15 protein-coding genes and 1 pseudogene are annotated in these 16,176 nt (G+C 65.0%); 7 read left to right on the top strand and 9 right to left on the bottom strand.

Annotation, left to right across the window (positions count from 1 at the left end):
* Positions 1-5: 5 nt before the first annotated feature.
* From K3F49_RS35575 to K3F49_RS39305, 3 genes are all read right to left on the bottom strand, one after another.
* A complete protein-coding gene (locus K3F49_RS35575) occupies positions 6-812 on the bottom strand; it encodes a WecB/TagA/CpsF family glycosyltransferase (RefSeq protein ID WP_234685517.1) in 807 nt (268 codons plus the stop codon).
* Positions 805-3,096 (bottom strand): GumC family protein, encoded by a 2,292-nt coding sequence (locus tag K3F49_RS35570; protein ID WP_234685516.1) that lies wholly within the window; start codon positions 3,094-3,096, stop codon positions 805-807. Before K3F49_RS35570 ends, K3F49_RS35575 begins: the two co-directional genes overlap by 8 nt.
* Before the next feature lie 270 nt (positions 3,097-3,366).
* Positions 3,367-3,927, bottom strand: a complete 561-nt coding sequence (locus K3F49_RS39305) for an acyltransferase (protein WP_346657390.1) — start codon at positions 3,925-3,927, stop codon at positions 3,367-3,369.
* 408 nt (positions 3,928-4,335) lie between these two features.
* On the opposite strand from K3F49_RS39305, the gene K3F49_RS35560 reads away from it, so the two are divergent.
* Positions 4,336-5,364, top strand: coding sequence for a glycosyltransferase family 2 protein (locus K3F49_RS35560; RefSeq protein WP_234685515.1), 1,029 nt, complete (start codon positions 4,336-4,338; stop codon positions 5,362-5,364).
* An 18-nt stretch (positions 5,365-5,382) separates the two neighbouring features.
* On the opposite strand, the gene K3F49_RS35555 is transcribed toward K3F49_RS35560, so the two are convergent.
* Positions 5,383-6,354, bottom strand: coding sequence for a glycosyltransferase (locus K3F49_RS35555; protein ID WP_452101149.1), 972 nt, complete (start codon positions 6,352-6,354; stop codon positions 5,383-5,385).
* Positions 6,355-6,583: 229 nt separating this feature from the next.
* Between K3F49_RS35555 and K3F49_RS35550 the strand changes: the two genes are divergently transcribed.
* The 4 genes and pseudogenes from K3F49_RS35550 (at position 6,584) to K3F49_RS35535 (ending at position 11,072) form a co-directional block, all read left to right on the top strand.
* Positions 6,584-7,651 carry a glycosyltransferase gene (locus K3F49_RS35550; protein ID WP_234685514.1) on the top strand — a complete coding sequence of 356 codons (1,068 nt, stop codon included), beginning with the start codon at positions 6,584-6,586 and terminating at the stop codon, positions 7,649-7,651.
* A gap of 39 nt (positions 7,652-7,690) precedes the next feature.
* Positions 7,691-9,043, top strand: a complete 1,353-nt coding sequence (locus K3F49_RS35545; RefSeq protein WP_234685513.1) for an O-antigen ligase family protein — start codon at positions 7,691-7,693, stop codon at positions 9,041-9,043.
* A gap of 152 nt (positions 9,044-9,195) precedes the next feature.
* The gene (locus K3F49_RS35540) at positions 9,196-10,341 is read left to right on the top strand and encodes a GNAT family N-acetyltransferase (RefSeq protein ID WP_234685512.1); all 1,146 of its coding nucleotides are present in this window, start codon (positions 9,196-9,198) and stop codon (positions 10,339-10,341) included.
* Between the two features lie 82 nt (positions 10,342-10,423).
* Positions 10,424-11,072, top strand: a pseudogene (locus K3F49_RS35535) (protein-L-isoaspartate O-methyltransferase family protein).
* Between the two features lie 3 nt (positions 11,073-11,075).
* Here the strand turns inward: K3F49_RS35535 and K3F49_RS39300 are convergent.
* From K3F49_RS39300 to K3F49_RS35515, 4 genes are all read right to left on the bottom strand, one after another.
* A complete protein-coding gene (locus K3F49_RS39300) occupies positions 11,076-11,210 on the bottom strand; it encodes a hypothetical protein (protein ID WP_271600739.1) in 135 nt (44 codons plus the stop codon).
* Between the two features lie 104 nt (positions 11,211-11,314).
* Entirely contained in the window at positions 11,315-11,914 is a 600-nt protein-coding gene (gene wrbA, locus K3F49_RS35525; protein WP_234685509.1) for an NAD(P)H:quinone oxidoreductase, read from the bottom strand.
* 142 nt (positions 11,915-12,056) lie between these two features.
* Positions 12,057-12,755, bottom strand: coding sequence for a pirin family protein (locus K3F49_RS35520; protein ID WP_234685508.1), 699 nt, complete (start codon positions 12,753-12,755; stop codon positions 12,057-12,059).
* Positions 12,756-12,790: 35 nt separating this feature from the next.
* Positions 12,791-13,543, bottom strand: a complete 753-nt coding sequence (locus K3F49_RS35515; RefSeq protein ID WP_234685507.1) for an SDR family NAD(P)-dependent oxidoreductase — start codon at positions 13,541-13,543, stop codon at positions 12,791-12,793.
* Positions 13,544-13,659: 116 nt separating this feature from the next.
* On the opposite strand from K3F49_RS35515, the gene K3F49_RS35510 reads away from it, so the two are divergent.
* A complete protein-coding gene (locus tag K3F49_RS35510; RefSeq protein WP_234685506.1) occupies positions 13,660-14,592 on the top strand; it encodes a LysR family transcriptional regulator in 933 nt (310 codons plus the stop codon).
* A gap of 117 nt (positions 14,593-14,709) precedes the next feature.
* On the opposite strand, the gene K3F49_RS35505 is transcribed toward K3F49_RS35510, so the two are convergent.
* A complete protein-coding gene (locus K3F49_RS35505) occupies positions 14,710-14,967 on the bottom strand; it encodes a hypothetical protein (protein WP_234685505.1) in 258 nt (85 codons plus the stop codon).
* A gap of 159 nt (positions 14,968-15,126) precedes the next feature.
* Between K3F49_RS35505 and K3F49_RS35500 the strand changes: the two genes are divergently transcribed.
* Complete coding sequence (locus tag K3F49_RS35500) at positions 15,127-16,113, top strand: Bug family tripartite tricarboxylate transporter substrate binding protein (protein WP_234685504.1); 987 nt, start codon at positions 15,127-15,129, stop codon at positions 16,111-16,113.
* Positions 16,114-16,176 lie beyond the last annotated feature (63 nt).

The raw sequence follows: 16,176 nt of genomic DNA, 5'->3' as shown, positions 1-16,176 counted from the left end.
GCTCCTCAGCGATTGAAGGGCCGGTTGCGGCTGAAGAGAAGATAGATCGCGCGGGGGTTGGTGGTCAAATAGCGCCAGAGCAGGCGGCGCGGCTCGAGCCAGGTGCGCCAGGCCCATTCGAGTCCCATCCGCTGCATCCATTGCGGCGCGCGCGAGCGGCTGCCCGACAGGAAGTTGAACAGGCCGCCCGACGTCTTGATGACGCCGACATTGGTCAGCAGCGGCGTGTATTCCTCGACGAAGGCCTGCTCGGAGGGTACGCCGAGCGCGACCCACAGGCAATCCGGTGCGAGAGCGTTGATCTCCTCGACCTTGGCCCGCAGCGCGTCGCCTTGGAGATAGCCGTGGCTGTGCCCGACGATCCTGAGCTTCGGATACATGTTCTGGACCCGTCGGACCGCGGCGTCGTTCTCTTCCTCGCTGGCGCCGAGCATGTAGAAGGTGCGGCCGACCACTTCCGCCTTGCGCGCGACGACATGGAACAGGTCGGTGGTGGCAACGCGCTCCGGCAGCGGAAACCAGGACTGCAGCTTCGAGGCTGCCACCAGCGGCTGGCCGTCGGCATTGATCAGATCGGCGGCGCGGAACAGGCGTTCGGTCTGCGGCTCGGTCGAGCAGCGCGCCAGCACCTCGCCATTGGCCGACGTCAGATACAGCGGGCGGCCGATGCGATGACGCGGATCGGTTGCCTCGATCATGAAATCTGCGGTGGCTTCCAGGTCGAGTGCGGCCATGCGAAGGCCACCGACGGTGGTCCGTGGCACGTCGGCGGTCGCGGCCCGACCGTCGAGATTGACGCGGCGCTCAAGCATATTGTTTGCCTCGCTGGCGTGTTTGGGTTGCGGGAGCGAGCTCATCGAGCACCACACCGACGAGCTTGCGCTGGGCGCCGCCGAGTGCGGCCAGAATCTCTTCCATGCTGTCATTGATGTCGAGACTGGTCGGCAGCACCGCTACCAGCGCGTCGGCGTGGTCGAGCAGCTTGCGACCTGCGGCCGAGAGCGGCATCGCGGGGCCGTCGAGAATGACGAGGTCATAGCCAACGGCCGAACGCGCCTGTGCGATTGCCTTGCGGATGGCGTCAGCGGCCTTGGCGGCATCGTGTTCGGTCGCCGGCAGCACCGAGATGCCGTTGACGGTCTTGATCTCGCGCGCGGCCTTGCTGCCGATCGAGAGCCAGCCGAATTTGTTTGGCTCGCTCTTGCCGGGACGATTGATCCTGTTCGAGAGCGCATGCGCCTGAGGGTCGGCGTCGATCATCAGCACGCGGCTGCCGTCGCGCGCGGCGGCGAGCGCGAAATTCAGCGCGGTCACGCTGCGTCCGGTGGTATCGCCGGCGCCGACCAGTGCCATCACCGGCATGGTCTTGCCGTCGGCACGACGAGCCACCGCCGCCCGCATGTCGCGCAAGGTGTTGAGCAGCGTCGTCAGCGGAAATCCGGGCCGCAGCGTCGGCCAGCCGACGCGGGTCAGATCGACGCCACTGCCGGTGGCGAGAATGGCGCCGAGCGTGCGGATCACGTCGGCCTCCTGAAGGCGGGCGATCAGCGGCTTTTCGACCAGCGCAAGCGCCGGCGGAGGCGCCGCGGCTTCCGCCTGGGGCTTCGAAGCGTCCGGCGCTGGCGTGCGCGCGCGGCGGGTCGGCTGCGGAGCGATCGCGCCGTTGAACAGATGCTCGGCCGCGACGAACCAGGAGGCGGCGGCAAGCGCGCCGAACATGAAGCCGATCATCGCGAACAGGCTCATCGCCGGCGGGAAGGAGCGCCGCTGCGGCACCGTGGCCTCGCCAATGACGCGGGCAGCCGACGTGTTGAGCGTCTCCTGCTCCTCGGTCTCGCGCGAGCGCTTGAGGAAGGATTGATAGACGTCGCGGCTGGCTTCGGCCTCGCGCTCGAGCTCGCGCAGGCGTACGGCGGCCTGGCTGAGCTGCACGCTCTGCCGCTTCTGCACTTCCAGCGCCCGGTTGAGCGACGCCTCGTAGTCGCGGGCCCGGGTCAGATCGTTCTTGGCCGATTGAGCAAAGCGCTCGATCTCCTCGCTGATGGTGCGCTTGAGATCCTCGACCTGCTTTTCGGTCTGGCGCAGTGCCGGGTGGCGCGGGCCGAGCTCGGCGGTCTGCTCCGCATATTTCTTGCGGGCGTCGGCATATTGCGCGCGCAGGTTCGCGATCGTTGGCGACTGCAGTGCTTCGGGAATGGCGCCCGCATCCGCAGCGGTCCGCTTGTTCGCCTCGATCTGGTCCAGCCGCGCCTGCGCGTCCATCGTCGCCGCGCGGGCCGCGGACAGCCGCTGGTTGCTTGAGGAGAGCTGCTGATCGGAGATCAGCGCGTCCTGGGTGCCGACGAAATTGTTCTGCGCCTTGTAGGTGGCAAGCGCGGTCTCGGCGTTGCGCAGCCGCTCGCGCAGCTCCTTCAGCCGGCCGGACAATTCGCTGGTCGCGCGCCGCGCGGCCAGCGCCTGCGAATTGCGCGAGTCCGTCAGAAAGGTGTTGGTCAGCGCGTTGGCGAGCATCGCCGCCTTCGCCGGGTCGGTCGACCAGACCTCGATGTCGACGATAAAGCTCTTCTCGGTCTTTCGGATCGTGATGTGCTTGTTCAGCGCCTCGAGTGCCGCGAGCTGTACGTCCTTGATATCCGCGGCAGAGGGCGCGCGGGGCTGGATGCCGATCAGGCCCAGCAGCGACGTCGTCAGGCTCCTGCCGTCACCGCCGCCGAACTCGGGATCCTTGTCGAGATTGGCCCGCTGGATCAGCTGCAGCAGCACGCTGTTGGAGGTGATCAGGCGTGCCTGGCTCTCCACCACCATGGACATCCCGGAGACGTCCTGCGCGCGCGGCGTGAGCTCGCGATCGACGAGCTGAAGCTCGCGCGGGTCGACATAAAGCTGGGCGGTCGCTGTGTAGCGGGGTGTCAGGCTCTTGCCCACGGTGACGGCGAGGCACGCGCCGATCAGAGCGGCGGAGGCAATCGCAATCTTGCGCCGCCACAGCAGGCTGACGAGCTCCAGCACCTTGAAGCTGGCCTCGGATGTCCGTTGCGGGGCCTCCGATCTCGCTGGATCTCTGGCCCGGTCTATCGGCTGGTTATAGTCAAGCATAGTCCCCAGCTTTCATTCCAACGACCGCGGGCTGAGGGGTTACTCTTCGCTTTACGCCTCGCACCGGGGATATAGGTGCGCAATCAACGCAACAGGGAATATTAACCATACTCATTGAGGGACTATTCACCGAAATGGCAAACAAAGCGTTTAAGCGCGGGCCGCCATTTGCCGCGTCGTTGTGCTGCCTTGGTGTCATCACCATCCCCAGTGCTTAACGGTTCGTTACCATGCGTGCCAGCGGTGCGCGCGCCGCGCGTCGGTGCCTGCCTATTCGTCGTCGCGGAACGTCCTGACGACAGCCGCCGGATTCCCGGCGACGACCACGCGGGGAGCGACTTCCTCACGCACCACCGATCCGGCGCCCACGACTGAGTGGTCGCCGATCGTCACTCCCTTGAGCACGACCGCGCGCGCGCCCACCCACACGTTGTCCCCGATGTGCACCGGCGCGACGGCCCGAGCAACTGCAGGTTCGTGCCGTAGCCGCGGGGGAAGGTTGTGAAAGTCCGTGTCGACGATGTCGCAGTCGCTGATCAAGCAGAACGACCCGACGTCGACCTTCTGCTCGCACCCGATCCAGCAGCCGTTGAGCAAGGTGTCATTGCCGACCGTCACCTGGCCGCGCCCGGTGATGAGCACGCGCTTGCCAATCCGGCAGTTCGCACCGATCGACACCCGGACCCCGCGACCGAGCACCAGCCGACCCTTGAACATGATTCCGGGTCCGAGCTGGAGCCGGCGCCCGTAGCGCACCGTCAGCCAGGCGCGCCGACAGGCGAATAACAGGAGCGCGCCGGCCCGCAGCACCGGGTTCTCGATCTTGGGCACCACGTTCGCTCCTGACCCTTGCTATGACCGCGCTTGTTCGACTCAAATTTACAGGAATAATCTCTCGTGCCCGAAGAGCAAATCCGATGCCGCGTGCCTTCACCGATCGCGGTGCTTACGGCCGGGTTAATCCGAACATGCGTTAACTACCGCATTGCCCATGTTGCGCTGTTGGCGGGTGATGGACTGCAAATTGCAGTATCACGCGCGCAGGAATTCGCAGGGAAAACACGCGAAAGCGGTTAAATGCATGATACGACGCGTCATCGCCCGGGCACCGGCGTCGCGGTGCTGTTTTGATGCTGAAGCAGGTCTCTCATTCTGGGACGTACCTGTCCCGCGCACCCGTATCGTCGTGGGACAATGGACGCAGGGCTTTTTCAACATATCTCAGGCATTGAGAACGCAATGACGCTGATCCCGACAGATTTGTCCGCCAGCCGGATCTCGGATGCCGTGCGCAATCCCAATCGGGAGATCGCGGCGAGCTCGCGCGTGATCGACCTCTCGGTCGGCATCGTCGTTTGCATTCCCTGCTTTCGCCGCCCCGAGCATCTGCGGTTGACGCTGGACTCGCTCGTCGACCAGCGCACCCCGCGCTCTTTCGCGGTGGTCATGGTCGAGAATGATGCGGCGGGGCGCGCGAGCGCGCCGGTGGCCGCGGAGTATCTCGCTTCCGGCAAGCTCCAGGGCATCTGCCTGGTCGAGAAGCGGCAGGGCAATTGCCAGGCGATCAATGCCGCGTTCGAGACGGCGCAGGCGCTGTTTCCCGCCGCGACCCGCTTCCTGATGATCGATGATGACGAGATCGCTTCGCCCGACTGGCTCGAGCTGATGGTTCGCACCGCGGAGGCGACCAGTGCCGACATTGTCGGCGGGCCGGTGCTGCCGGTGTTCGACGATGACAGCCAGCCCTGGCTCGCGCGTCATCCTGTCTTCTGTCCCGCCTACGACTACACCGGTGCCGTGCCGCTGATCTATGGCTGCGGCAATTGCCTGATCACGCGCGCCACGTTCGAGCGGCTCGGCAGTCCGGCCTTCGATCCGCGCTTCAATTTTCTTGGCGGCGGCGATTGCGATTTCTTCAACCGCGGCCGCGACGCCGGCCTGAATTTCCATTGGACGGCGGAAGCGGTCATCACCGAGACGGTGCCGCAAAGCCGCAGCATTCCCGCCTGGATCGCAAAGCGCAGCCTGCGCATCGGGGTGATCAACTACCGTGTGCAGGTCAAGGCCGCGCCGAGCGCGGCGGCGCGGATGCGCCTGTTTGCACAGGCATTGGGACGGTTGCCGTTGTCGCTGGTGCGCTCGGCTTGCCTGCTGGCGTCGTCGAAAGCGGTCGTCGCGATGCACCCCGTGCTGATGGCCGTCGGATCGATGCTCGCGGCGTTCGGTTACGATCCGAAGCCCTATGAGGCCTCGAAAATCGCTTCCTGACGCGTTTGCGCCGAACCGCTAGATGCCGAAATAAGACAGGGCAATCTTGATCGCGGACCGCGGCATCGCCATGAGCGAGCGCCGTCCAACCATGCCGAGATAGCCCAGCGCTTCGCGATACCTTCCGAAGCGGACGGCCTGGGTCGCCGCGTAGGTCACCAGATGGATTTCGGCGGCCTGCCGCAAGCGGGCCGCAGCGCCTGACGGCAGCTTGCCGAGGATCAATTCATCGTCGAACACCCGCGCGACCGCCGGGAAGAAATCCTGCGGCGTCCGCACCGCGGCGTTCATGGTGTTCGCCGTGTGCAGGCGGTAGTCGAGCAGGAGTTTCGGCACATAGGCGAACTCGCCTGTTGCGGCGAGGCGGCACCAGCAATGCCAGTCCTCGCAATAGCGGAGCGAGACGTCGAAGCCGCCGGTGGTGCGGAGGGCCTCAGTGCGGATCAGCATGATGCCGCCGTTGACGATGAAATTGCCGCCGGCGAGCCGCTCCAGCACGTTACCGGACGGCTTGAGACGTCCCTTCAGGAGGCCGCGGCGGCCGATCGCCCGTCCTGCGCTGTCGATCGTGTTGTAGTCACCATAGACCAGCACCGCGCGCGGCGCGGCCTTCGCCGCCGTCAGGAGTGTCGTCACAGCATCGGCGCGCAGGCGATCATCGGCATCAAGGAACATCAGCCAGTCTCCGCGCGCGCCTCGTGCGCCGAGATTTCGTGCAGCCGACACGCCGCTGGCGTCGTTGATGGTCAAGCACAGCCGTGGATCGCGGATGGCCCGGACGATCGCCACAGTGTCATCGGTCGAGCCGTCATCGACGACGATCACCTCGGAGACATCGGCTTGCGCCAGCGCGCTTGCGATGGTTTCGCCGATATAGGCCGCGGCATTCTTCGCAGGAATGACGACAGAAACCACAGGCGGCATCGCGCGCGCATCCGCCGCCGCGGGCGCGGTGGCCGGTGCATCGAGCATGGCGTCGGTGAGGGGCAAGCGATGGCTCGTTGTGTTTAAGGATCTGTTAACCAGGTGAGGGCGGCAACAGCTCCGATCGTCGCGGATGATACCCACATAACGATCAAATCGTTGTTGCGAAGGCCGTCGTGTCGTCGGTTTCGTAGATTAGCGTTAAACCTGTGGCGTTAAGTCTGTCACTGCTTTCGAGAGGTTCGGCAGCTGGTCTCATGCGAGAATGCAGGCCTGATTGCCGCGGATGGATCCAGTGCCCGCAAAGACATTCGACTACGATCCCGACGACATGATTCTCAACCTGTTCTATGAGGACAAGGACGATCGCTGGTTTCCCGGCGACCGGCATTTGCGGCGCATGGCGCGCAAGATGCTGTTCGGTGAGCCGCGCATGAGTGGGCAGCTGCGCGTGTTCCTCAATCTCTGCGCCGGCCTCGACCGCCTCGGCATCCGTTACCGCATCAACGACTACGGCTACATTGCGCAGCACCCCGAGGAAGTCGCCTGCATCATCGGCCGTGCCTTCCTGCTCGACAAGTTTGCGTGGAAGAACCCGATCCTGCTTGGAGTTTGTGCCTATAACCATCCGTTGGACGATCCTGACCTGTTCAAACGGCTTCCAGTCAGGAAATTCCTGGTGCCCGGTCCGTGGTACGCCGAGATGTACCGGCTCTATTGGCCAGAGACGGAGGCCTGGCCCGTCGGCATCGACACCGACCTGTGGACGCCGTCGCGCCCGCGCGACAAGACTATCGATGTCCTGCTCTACGACAAGATCAGCTTGGACCGCGACCGTTACATGCCGGAGCTGGTCGAGCCGGTTCGCGCGCGGCTGATCAGGGAAGGCCGCTCCTTCACCGAGCTGCGTTACGGCAGCTACAAGGAGGAAGACTATCAGGCCGCGCTCGCGCAATCGCGCGCGATGATCTTCCTCTGCCGGAACGAAAGCCAGGGCATCGCCTATCAGCAGGCGCTGTCCAGCGGCGTGCCGGTATTGGCCTGGGATCCCGGCGGTCCGTGGCCAGATCCCGACTATTATCCGCACCGGGTGCGGTTCGAGCCGGTGTCGTCGGTGCCCTATTGGGATGATCGCTGCGGGCTCAAATTCACGGACCGCGCCGGCTTCGAGGACCGCTGGACCGATTTCTGGGCCGGCTGCACCGCGGGCAAATTCGACCCGCGCGGCTACATCCTGGACAATCTCACGCTGGAGCAGCGCGCGCTGCAATATTACGAGATCGCGCGCAGCGTCGCACGGCAGAGCCGGGTTCCTGCCGCTTCCGACGTGCTGGTTGACGGATGGTTAACGGGGATGGGCTAGACCTCGGACGACCCCCATCGTCCCACCCGGCCTTGAGGCATGGATCGCAGCGCCGCAGACATGACTGACGTCGAGGCCCGCTCGCTCGGCCACGCGCTGCACGGCGTGGTGGCGAGGCTCAACGTCGTCAACGTGGCGCGCTGTCTTGTCGCCGTCGCGGCCCTGCTGCTGGTTCTGATCACGCTCGATCCGTTTCAGGACTTGAGCAACCCCGACATTGCCACCGTCGTCGGCGGACGATTGGCGACGACCTACATCTCGTTCGGATTGCTGGGCGCGGTCGCGGTGCTGCTCACCCTCACCACCGACGCGCCCGCGCTTCGAAGCCTGGTCACGCCGCTGCATCTCTGCCTGTTCGGCTGGATGCTGATCAATCTCGTATTCTCCGGGAGCCGCGAGCTCTCGATCCAGCGCTTCGTGCTTGCGGTCAGCGCGACCACGCTTGCCGTCGTGCTACCGCTGCTGCCGCCGACACCGCGGAGCTTCAATCTGTGCCTTGGCGGCGCCGCGCTGGTGTTGCTGGTGGTGTGCTATCTCGGAATCTTCTTTGCCCCGCAATATTCGATCCACAGCGCGCTCGACATCACCGAGCCGCAGCTTGCCGGCGACTGGCGTGGCAGCTTTGACCACAAGAACATCGCCTCGCCGGTGATGAGTATCCTGGTCTATGTCGGCATTTACCTGTCAGCCGTGGGCTCCTTCGTGATGGGGCCAGCGATCGCATTGCTGGCCGGCATCTTCCTGATCTTCACCGGCGGCAAGACGTCGTCGGTGCTGTGCCTTGCGATCTATGCCGTGGCTTCGCTGGTCTACGTCACGCGTAGCCTGTGGCTGAAGCGGATCATCTGCTTTGCGCCGCTTATCGTGATGAACCTGCTGACGGTTGGCAGCGTCATGACCCCGGTGCTCGGCAGCATCACGCGGGCGCTTCCGGTCGATCCCACCTTCACCGGCCGTGCCGAGGTCTGGGAGTTTGCGCTCTCGGCCGTCGCGGAAAAGCCGATCACTGGTCATGGCTATGCGGCGTTCTGGGACGGCGCGGCGGAGGGGAAGACCACCCAGGGCTCGGAATGGGCCGTGGCCGCAGCGCACAGCCACAACAGCTATCTCGATCTCGCAGTCACCATCGGCCTGCCGGGCCTGCTGCTGGTCATCCTCATTTTCGTCTGGACGCCGCTGCGCAATTTCCAGCAGGTCCAGGCCCACAACCGCAGCAACGCGCTGGGCAAGCTGTTCCTGACCATCTGGCTGTTCGGCCTGTATTTCGGGACAACCGAGACCTTCCTGCTCGAGCGACAGAACCCGGTCTGGTTCATGTTCGCGCTCGCGGTCGCCGGGTTGCATTTCCTCGCCAGGTTCCAGTGCGTCGCGCAAATGAAACCCGACCGCTGACAGTTTGTCGCAGCTGCGCGTTTCATATCGGGACACGGGAGGCGTTGCGGGCGCTGCAACGGTATTGGCTTAACGATAAGCAGCGACGTAACTTGTGGTCTGCAACAAAACATAATCTATCTGGACACGTATTGTAACTGTATGCCCCGCAAATGGCGTTTCTCAGCCTCGAGCAATTAGATGGTCGGGTGTCCAGCACGTCGGGAATCTCAGTCGATTTCTTGCGTGACTGGCGACAGGCCGCCTTGCGCCTGAATGCGGGCCATCGCACCGCATTCCAGCATGGTTACTGGCTGGGCGCCTGGTACGAGGCCTTCCATGGCGTAGCACCGTTGATCGCCGTGATCTCCGACGCCGCGACCGGCAAGGACATCGCGATTGTGCCGATGTTCAGCCATGTCAGGCGCGGCATCCGCGTCGTCGAGTTTGCCGATCTCGGCGTCTCCGACAACAACGCCCCGATCCTGGCCCGCGACGCGACTTTCGATGCCGCCGGCGCGCAGGCGATCGGCGCGGCGCTGTTGGACGCGTTGCGCGCCTCGCCTGATGGCCTCGACCTGCTGCGCCTGAAGAAGTTGCCGGCCTATGTCGGCGCCAGGCCGAACCCGCTGGTGTCGCTCGGCCGGCTCGGCTCGTGCTCGCTCAACGGCAATCTCGTGCTGACCGGCGACGACTATGCGGACTATCAGGCCTCGATCAAACGCATGCAGATGCCGCGCTGCTGGCGCGTGTTCGGCCGTCATGCCGGCGCGCAGTTCGAGATTGCCACCGACGTTGCGCGCACGCACGAGTTCCTCGACGTGATGGACGTCCAGCAGCGGGAGCGCATGCAGCAGCTCGGCTCGCGATTTGTCCTCAACGATGAGGCCCACGCTCGCTTCTATCGTGATGTTGCCCGGCAGGGCGTTGCGGAAGGCTATGCGGTGGTCTCGGCACTGGTCTGCGACGAGGGCATCGTTGCCACCACGTTCGGCATCCGATACGGCGCGACTTATTATCTGCTGCGGATCGGCCATGCCGGCAAGCAATGGGCGAATTGTTCGCCGGGGCTGCTCGTGACCGAGCGCACCATGGCGGCGCTGCATGCGCAAGGCGTGCGGCGCTTCGATCTCAGCATCGGCAATCACGATTACAAGCGTCGCTTCGGCGCCGAGCAGGTCGCCCTGACCGATGTCAGCGTCGCGCTGTCCTGGCGTGGGCTGCCTTTTATGCTGCGCGACCATGCTGCCCAGGGTTTGCGCCGCCATCCGCGGCTCGCCGCCTTCGCCGCGCGGGCGATGGGCAAGGGCACGCGCTAGAGCGATTCACGCTCGCGGGTTGCAGGGTCACTCCAATATCGTAATGCTTGTGTTATCGTCGCCACCGCAACCCGGAGGCGACATGGACGATCGTTCGGCCAAATATCGCGCATTCTATGCGCAGTTGATCTGCGCTGCGGCCCCGCGTATCGAGCAGGCGTTTCGCAACGTCAAGCGCGAACGCTTCGCCGGACCCGGGCCGTGGTCGATCTCGTTCGGCGGCCATCCCTACGTCGTGACGCCCGATGACGATCCCGCCTTTCTCTATCAGAACGCGCTGCTGGCGCTGGATCCGGCGCGTGGCGTCAACATCGGCATGCCCGGTGCGCACGCCTATTGGCTCAGCGGATGCGGCGTCAGGGAAGGCGAGACCGTGCTGCAGATCGGCGCGGGCACCGGCTATTACACCGCCATTCTCGCCGAGCTCGCCGGTCCCGATGGCCGCGTCTATGCCTATGAGATCGACGAACGCCTGGCTGCGCTTGCGCGCGATAATCTGAAAGGCATCGCCACGGTCGAGCTGCGCGAGCGCGGGACTCCAGGATGCGGATGCGGGCCGCCGATTGGCTGAAGCGTTCGCAAAGGGATGGGAGGGCGTGCAGTCGCTGCGGCGAGGCGTCGCGCCCGACGACACCTGCTGGTTTGCCGGCGACTGTTGGTGGCTGTCGACGGCGCCGGCTTCTGCGCCCGCGGTCAGCATCCCGGCGCACGGCGACATCACGCAGGCGTGACGGTCAGGATCCCGTGCACTCCGCGCAGTGAAACCGGCCGCGCGAGGCGCGGAACAGGCTGCGGCAATACCAGCGCCGCGCAAGCGCCTGGGCCGGCCTGCGGATCATCTGCGCGATCAAGAGAAGTTCGAAAGCCATTTGTTTCGCAAGTCCTGCGTCTCGTCACACAGATAAGGCGGCATTCCCTTGAGAGAATGCCGCCCGCGTCGCATCTGCCATGCAGCTGGTTTTGGAGCCTAAGCTTAACCGTGCAGTTTCCTGGCGGTCTCGGCGATCTGGCGTCCCTGATAGCGCGCGCCGGCGAGTTCATTGGCGCTGGGCTGGCGGCTGCCGTCGCCGCCGGTGATCGTGGTCGCGCCATAGGGCGAACCGCCGGTGACCTCGTCGAGCTTCATCTGGCCGGCGAAGCCGTAGTTCAGGCCGACCACCGTCATGCCGAAATGCAGCAGGTTGGTGATGATCGAGAACAGCGTCGTCTCCTGGCCGCCGTGCTGGGTCGCGGTTGCGGTGAAGGCGCCGCCGACCTTGCCGTGCAGTGCGCCCTTGGCCCAGAGGCCGCCGGCCTGGTCGAGGAAGTTCGCCATCTGCGAGGACATGCGGCCGAAGCGGGTGCCGGTACCGACGATGATCGCGTCGTAATTGGCGAGGTCCGCGATCTCGGCGATCGGCGCGGCCTGGTCGACCTTGTAATACGAGGCTTTCGCGACCTCGGCCGGCACCAGCTCGGGCACGCGCTTGATATCGACGGTCGCGCCGGCTTCGCGTGCGCCTTCGGCAACGGCATTCGCCATCGCTTCGATGTGGCCGTAGGCGGAATAATACAGGACGAGAACTTTGGTCATCGTGGTCTCCGTTGAATTGGGTGAGATGTTGATTGAAGTTGGGGGTCGTCATGCCCGGGCTTGTCCCGGGCATCCACGTTCTTGATTGCTCATGGAAGGGCGTGGATGGCCGGGACAAGCCCGGCCATGACGGAAAGAGCGGTTACGCCGCGTCGACGAGCACGAGCTCGGAGTCTTCGAGCGCGGTAATTGTCAGCCTGGCCTCGTCGCGGATTGCGGCGCCGTCGCGGGCGTTGACACGCACACCGTTGATCTCGACCGCGCCTGCCGCCGGCACCAGATAGAGGTGCCGCGCCTTTTGCGGCTCGTACTCGGCGATCTCGCCGGCCTTCAGCGTGGTCGCGAGCACACGCGCATCGGCGCGGATCGGCAGCGCGTCCGCGTCGCCCGCGATGCCGCTCGCAATGGTAACGAGCTTGCCGGAGCGATCCGCTTTCGGAAACGGCTTTGAGCCCCAGGTCGGCTGGCCGCCACGCAGCGTCGGCTCGATCCAGATCTGGAAGAGCCGGGTCTGCGTCGGCTCGAGATTGTACTCGGCGTGGCGGATACCGCTGCCGGCGCTCATCACCTGCACGTCGCCCGCTTCAGTGCGGCCCTCGTTGCCGAGGCTGTCCTGATGGGTGATCGCGCCTTCGCGCACATAGGTGATGATCTCCATGTTGGCGTGGGGATGGGCGGGAAAGCCGGTGTTCGGGGCAATCTCGTCATCGTTCCACACCCGCAGGGCGCCATGGCCCATGTTGTTCGGGTCATAATGGCTGGCGAAGGAGAAATGATGCTTGGCCTTGAGCCAACCGTGATCGGCGCCGCCGAGTTTTGCGAAAGGTCTGAGTTCGATCATTTGCGTAATCCTGGTTGAAGTGGTCGGCGCCTTGATCAGGCGCCAAACCCGCCGTCGACATTGAGCACGGTGCCGGTGACGAAGGAGGCTTCGGGGCTGGCGAGGAAGACCACGCCGGCGGCGACTTCCTCGGGCCGTCCGAAACGCTGCAGCGCGTGCTGCTTGCGCTGGGTCTCGGCGAACTCGCCGCCATCCTTCGGATTCATGTCGGTGTCGATCGAGCCGGGCTGCACCACGTTCACGGTGATGCCGCGCGGGCCGAGGTCGCGCGCCGCGCCCTTGGTGTAACCGACCACGGCCGACTTGGTAGCAACGTAGTCGGCAAGGCCCGGGAAGGAGGCGCGGTCCGCCAGCATCGAACCGACGGTGACGATGCGGCCGCCTTCACCCATCAATTGCGAGGCGGCACGGATCGCCGCGATCACACCATGCACGTTGACCTGGTCCTGCCGCTCCAGCGCGGCCGTGTCGGCGTTGGCGTCGTCGACCGCGCCGCCATTGGCGACACCGGCGTTGTTGACGAGAATGTCGAGATGGCCGAATTCCCTGGCGACGTCGTTGACGAGCTTCGTCACGTCCTTGGCCGAAGCCTGGTCTGCCTTGAAGGCGCGGGCCTTGACGCCGCGGGCCTTCAGTTCGGTGACGACCGCTTCGGCCTTTTCGGGCGAGGCGACGTAGCTGATCGCGACATCCGCGCCTTCATCGGCGAGAGCGCGGGCCGATGCCGCGCCGATGCCGCGCGAACCGCCGGTGACGAGGGCAACCTTGCCTGAGAGCTTCTTGGTCATTGGATTTCTCCATTCCTGAATGTCTGATGACCCTTGGATAAGCCTCCGCTTGTGGTATAGAAATAGAAACTGTTGAAACACATTGTTTCCTGAAATTGACCTCACGGAGTGACCCCATGGCCAAGCTCCCCGATTTCGAGGCGCTCGCGATTTTCGCAAAAGTCGTGGAATTGCGCTCGTTTGCGGGGGCTGCAGCCGAGCTCGCGATGTCCAAGGCCACGGTGTCGAAGGCGGTGACCCGCCTGGAGGAGCGGCTCGGCGCCCGCCTGTTCAACCGCACCTCGCGCCGGCTGGCGCTGACCGATGCCGGGCACAAGCTCGCCGACCGCGCGACGCGCCTGCTCGCCGACGGCGAGGCAGCCGAGAACGAGGCGCTGGCGCAATCGGTGGCGCCGCGCGGCCTGGTGCGGCTCGCGGTGCCCATGACGTTCGGGATCAAGGCGGTGGCGCCGCTGCTGCCGGAGTTTTTCGAAACCTATCCGGAGGTCTCGGTCGATCTGCATTTGAGCGATGCGACCGTCGATCTCATCGGCGAGGGCTTTGACATGGCGGTGCGGATCGCGCGGCTGCCGGACTCCTCGCTGATCGCGCGGCGGCTCTTCACCATGCCGCGCTTCACCGTGGCGGCGCCATCCTATCTCAAGAAGCATGGCCGCCCGACGCATCCGATGCATCTCGCCGAGCACAAATGCTTCAGCTACGCCTATCTTTCGACGCCGAACGTCTGGCACTACACCAACTCGGCCGGCGAGCAGGCCAGCGTCCGTCCCGGCGGCCTGCTTCGCGTCAACAATGGCGAGGCCGTGATGCCGTCGCTGATCGCCGGCCTCGGCATCGCCGAGCTCCCCGAATTCATCGTCGGCGAGGCCATCTCCTCCGGCGAAGTCGAAGTGATCCTGAAGGACTGGAAACAGGCCGAAGGCGCCGTGCATCTCATAACCCCACCCGGTGGCCCGCGCCCCGCCCGCGTCGAAGCGCTCGGCGAATTTCTCGCAGCGAAGCTGCCCGGCACATGCAAGCGGCGGCCTCGGGGGAAAGCAAAAGCTTAGAGCGAGCTGCTTCAACGAACTCCGTCATTGCGAGCGTAGCGAAGCAATCCAGATTATCTCCGCGGAGGGATTCTGGATTGCTTCGTCGCAAGAGCTCCTCGCAATGACGGAGCGCAACTACGACACCTTCACGCCGTCGATCGCGACAATGCGCAAGGCTGGCTTCACCGTCTCTTCGAGCCGCGTCTTCAACTCGTGTACGCGCGGGTCGGTCGAGCGTGCGGCGCACACCGCGTATTGATGCACCGATTGCGCCAAGGCGCGGCGCGCTTCCGGCGTCCGGGTCACTTCGGGCTTTGAAAGCCGCAGGACGATCGCTGCGAGGTTCACCAGCATCTCGTCCAGGGCGACGTCGATGGTCGCGAATTTTCCCATAGCGCACTCCCTCGGCACACGCCCTGACAGGGCAACGGAGGGGGGCGGGGATGGGTTCCGGAGCGGGACGAACATGGCTAACGCTTCGTAAACGGCTTGTTCTTGCCGATCGCCGCGCTAGGCTGGAGCGGAAACAAGAAAATAAGGGGAGGGGCTGCCATGGATCGACGCGACGTCTTGCGCGCCGTTGCCGCATTGCCGTTGTTGCGTACTGCATTGCCGGATGCGGCCTTCGCGCAAGCCTATCCTGCCCGCAACATCACCATGATCGTGCCGTTCCCGGCCGGCGGCCAGGCCGACCTTGCGGCGCGTCCCGTCGCGCAGGCGCTGGAGCGGATTCTCGGCAAGTCCGTCATCGTCGACAACCGCGCCGGCGGGGCCGGCGGATCGGTCGGCAACGCCGCGGCCGCGCGCGCCGAGCCCGACGGTTACACGCTGCTGATGACGTTGTCCTCACTTGCTGTGCTGCCGGAAGCCGACCGGCTGTTCGAGCGTCCCGTCGCCTATGAAGTGTCGCAGTTCATGCCGATCGCGCGCGTGCTGGCCGATCCCACGCTGCTTGCGGTGCCGACTTCGGCGCCATGGAAGACCGCGCAGGAATTCGTCGAGGACGCGAACAAGCGCCCGGGCCAGATCACCTATGGTTCATCCGGACCGTACGGCACGCTGCATGTGGCCATGGAGATGTTTGCCAACAGCGCCGGCATCAAACTGCTGCACGTGCCGTTCCGCGGCGCGGGGCCGGCCTTGACCGCGCTGCTCGGCGGCACCGTGCAGGCGATCGCGGCGGCGCCGGGCACGCTGAAGCCGCAGGTCGACGACGGCAAGCTGCGCGTGCTCGGCAATTGCGGCGCGCAGCGCATCGCGAGCTTCCCCGATGTGCCGACCTTTCAGGAGCTCGGCTACAAGGATGTCGAGATGTACATCTGGGCCGGTCTGTTCGCGCAGAGCTCACTTCCCGCGTCGATCGCGACCCGCCTGCGCGAGGCAATGGCGCAGGTGATGGCAAACCCGGACGTGCTCAGGACCTTCGATGCTTCGGGCAGCCTCGTCGCCTATCAGGATGCGCCGGCGTTCTCCGATTTCGTGGCAACCGACAGCGCACGGCTGATCGCGGCGGTCAAGAAGATCGGGCGGGTCGAATAGGTTCCAGCGGAGTTTTCACATTTTTTTGTTGGGCCAGAACCTGACCCTGTCTCATTGATTGAA

Origin of the sequence: Bradyrhizobium monzae (assembly GCF_021458635.1) — a bacterium.
In the GTDB taxonomy this organism is placed as follows: domain Bacteria; phylum Pseudomonadota; class Alphaproteobacteria; order Rhizobiales; family Xanthobacteraceae; genus Bradyrhizobium.
The sequence above is the reverse complement of the archived record's forward strand: the minus strand, read 5'-3'. Positions and strand labels throughout refer to the sequence as shown.

What these genes read in the sequence shown, in the direction of transcription:
- K3F49_RS35575 (WP_234685517.1), bottom strand. Translation starts at nt 812, where the DNA reads ATGCTTGAGCGCCGCGTCAATCTCGACGGTCGGGCCGCGACCGCCGAC.
- K3F49_RS35570 (WP_234685516.1), bottom strand. Translation starts at nt 3,096, where the DNA reads ATGCTTGACTATAACCAGCCGATAGACCGGGCCAGAGATCCAGCGAGA.
- K3F49_RS35560 (WP_234685515.1), top strand. Translation starts at nt 4,336, where the DNA reads ATGACGCTGATCCCGACAGATTTGTCCGCCAGCCGGATCTCGGATGCC.
- K3F49_RS35545 (WP_234685513.1), top strand. Translation starts at nt 7,691, where the DNA reads ATGGATCGCAGCGCCGCAGACATGACTGACGTCGAGGCCCGCTCGCTC.
- K3F49_RS35540 (WP_234685512.1), top strand. Translation starts at nt 9,196, where the DNA reads ATGGCGTTTCTCAGCCTCGAGCAATTAGATGGTCGGGTGTCCAGCACG.
- K3F49_RS39300 (WP_271600739.1), bottom strand. Translation starts at nt 11,210, where the DNA reads ATGGCTTTCGAACTTCTCTTGATCGCGCAGATGATCCGCAGGCCGGCC.
- wrbA (WP_234685509.1), bottom strand. Translation starts at nt 11,914, where the DNA reads ATGACCAAAGTTCTCGTCCTGTATTATTCCGCCTACGGCCACATCGAA.
- K3F49_RS35520 (WP_234685508.1), bottom strand. Translation starts at nt 12,755, where the DNA reads ATGATCGAACTCAGACCTTTCGCAAAACTCGGCGGCGCCGATCACGGT.
- K3F49_RS35515 (WP_234685507.1), bottom strand. Translation starts at nt 13,543, where the DNA reads ATGACCAAGAAGCTCTCAGGCAAGGTTGCCCTCGTCACCGGCGGTTCG.
- K3F49_RS35510 (WP_234685506.1), top strand. Translation starts at nt 13,660, where the DNA reads ATGGCCAAGCTCCCCGATTTCGAGGCGCTCGCGATTTTCGCAAAAGTC.
- K3F49_RS35505 (WP_234685505.1), bottom strand. Translation starts at nt 14,967, where the DNA reads ATGGGAAAATTCGCGACCATCGACGTCGCCCTGGACGAGATGCTGGTG.
- K3F49_RS35500 (WP_234685504.1), top strand. Translation starts at nt 15,127, where the DNA reads ATGGATCGACGCGACGTCTTGCGCGCCGTTGCCGCATTGCCGTTGTTG.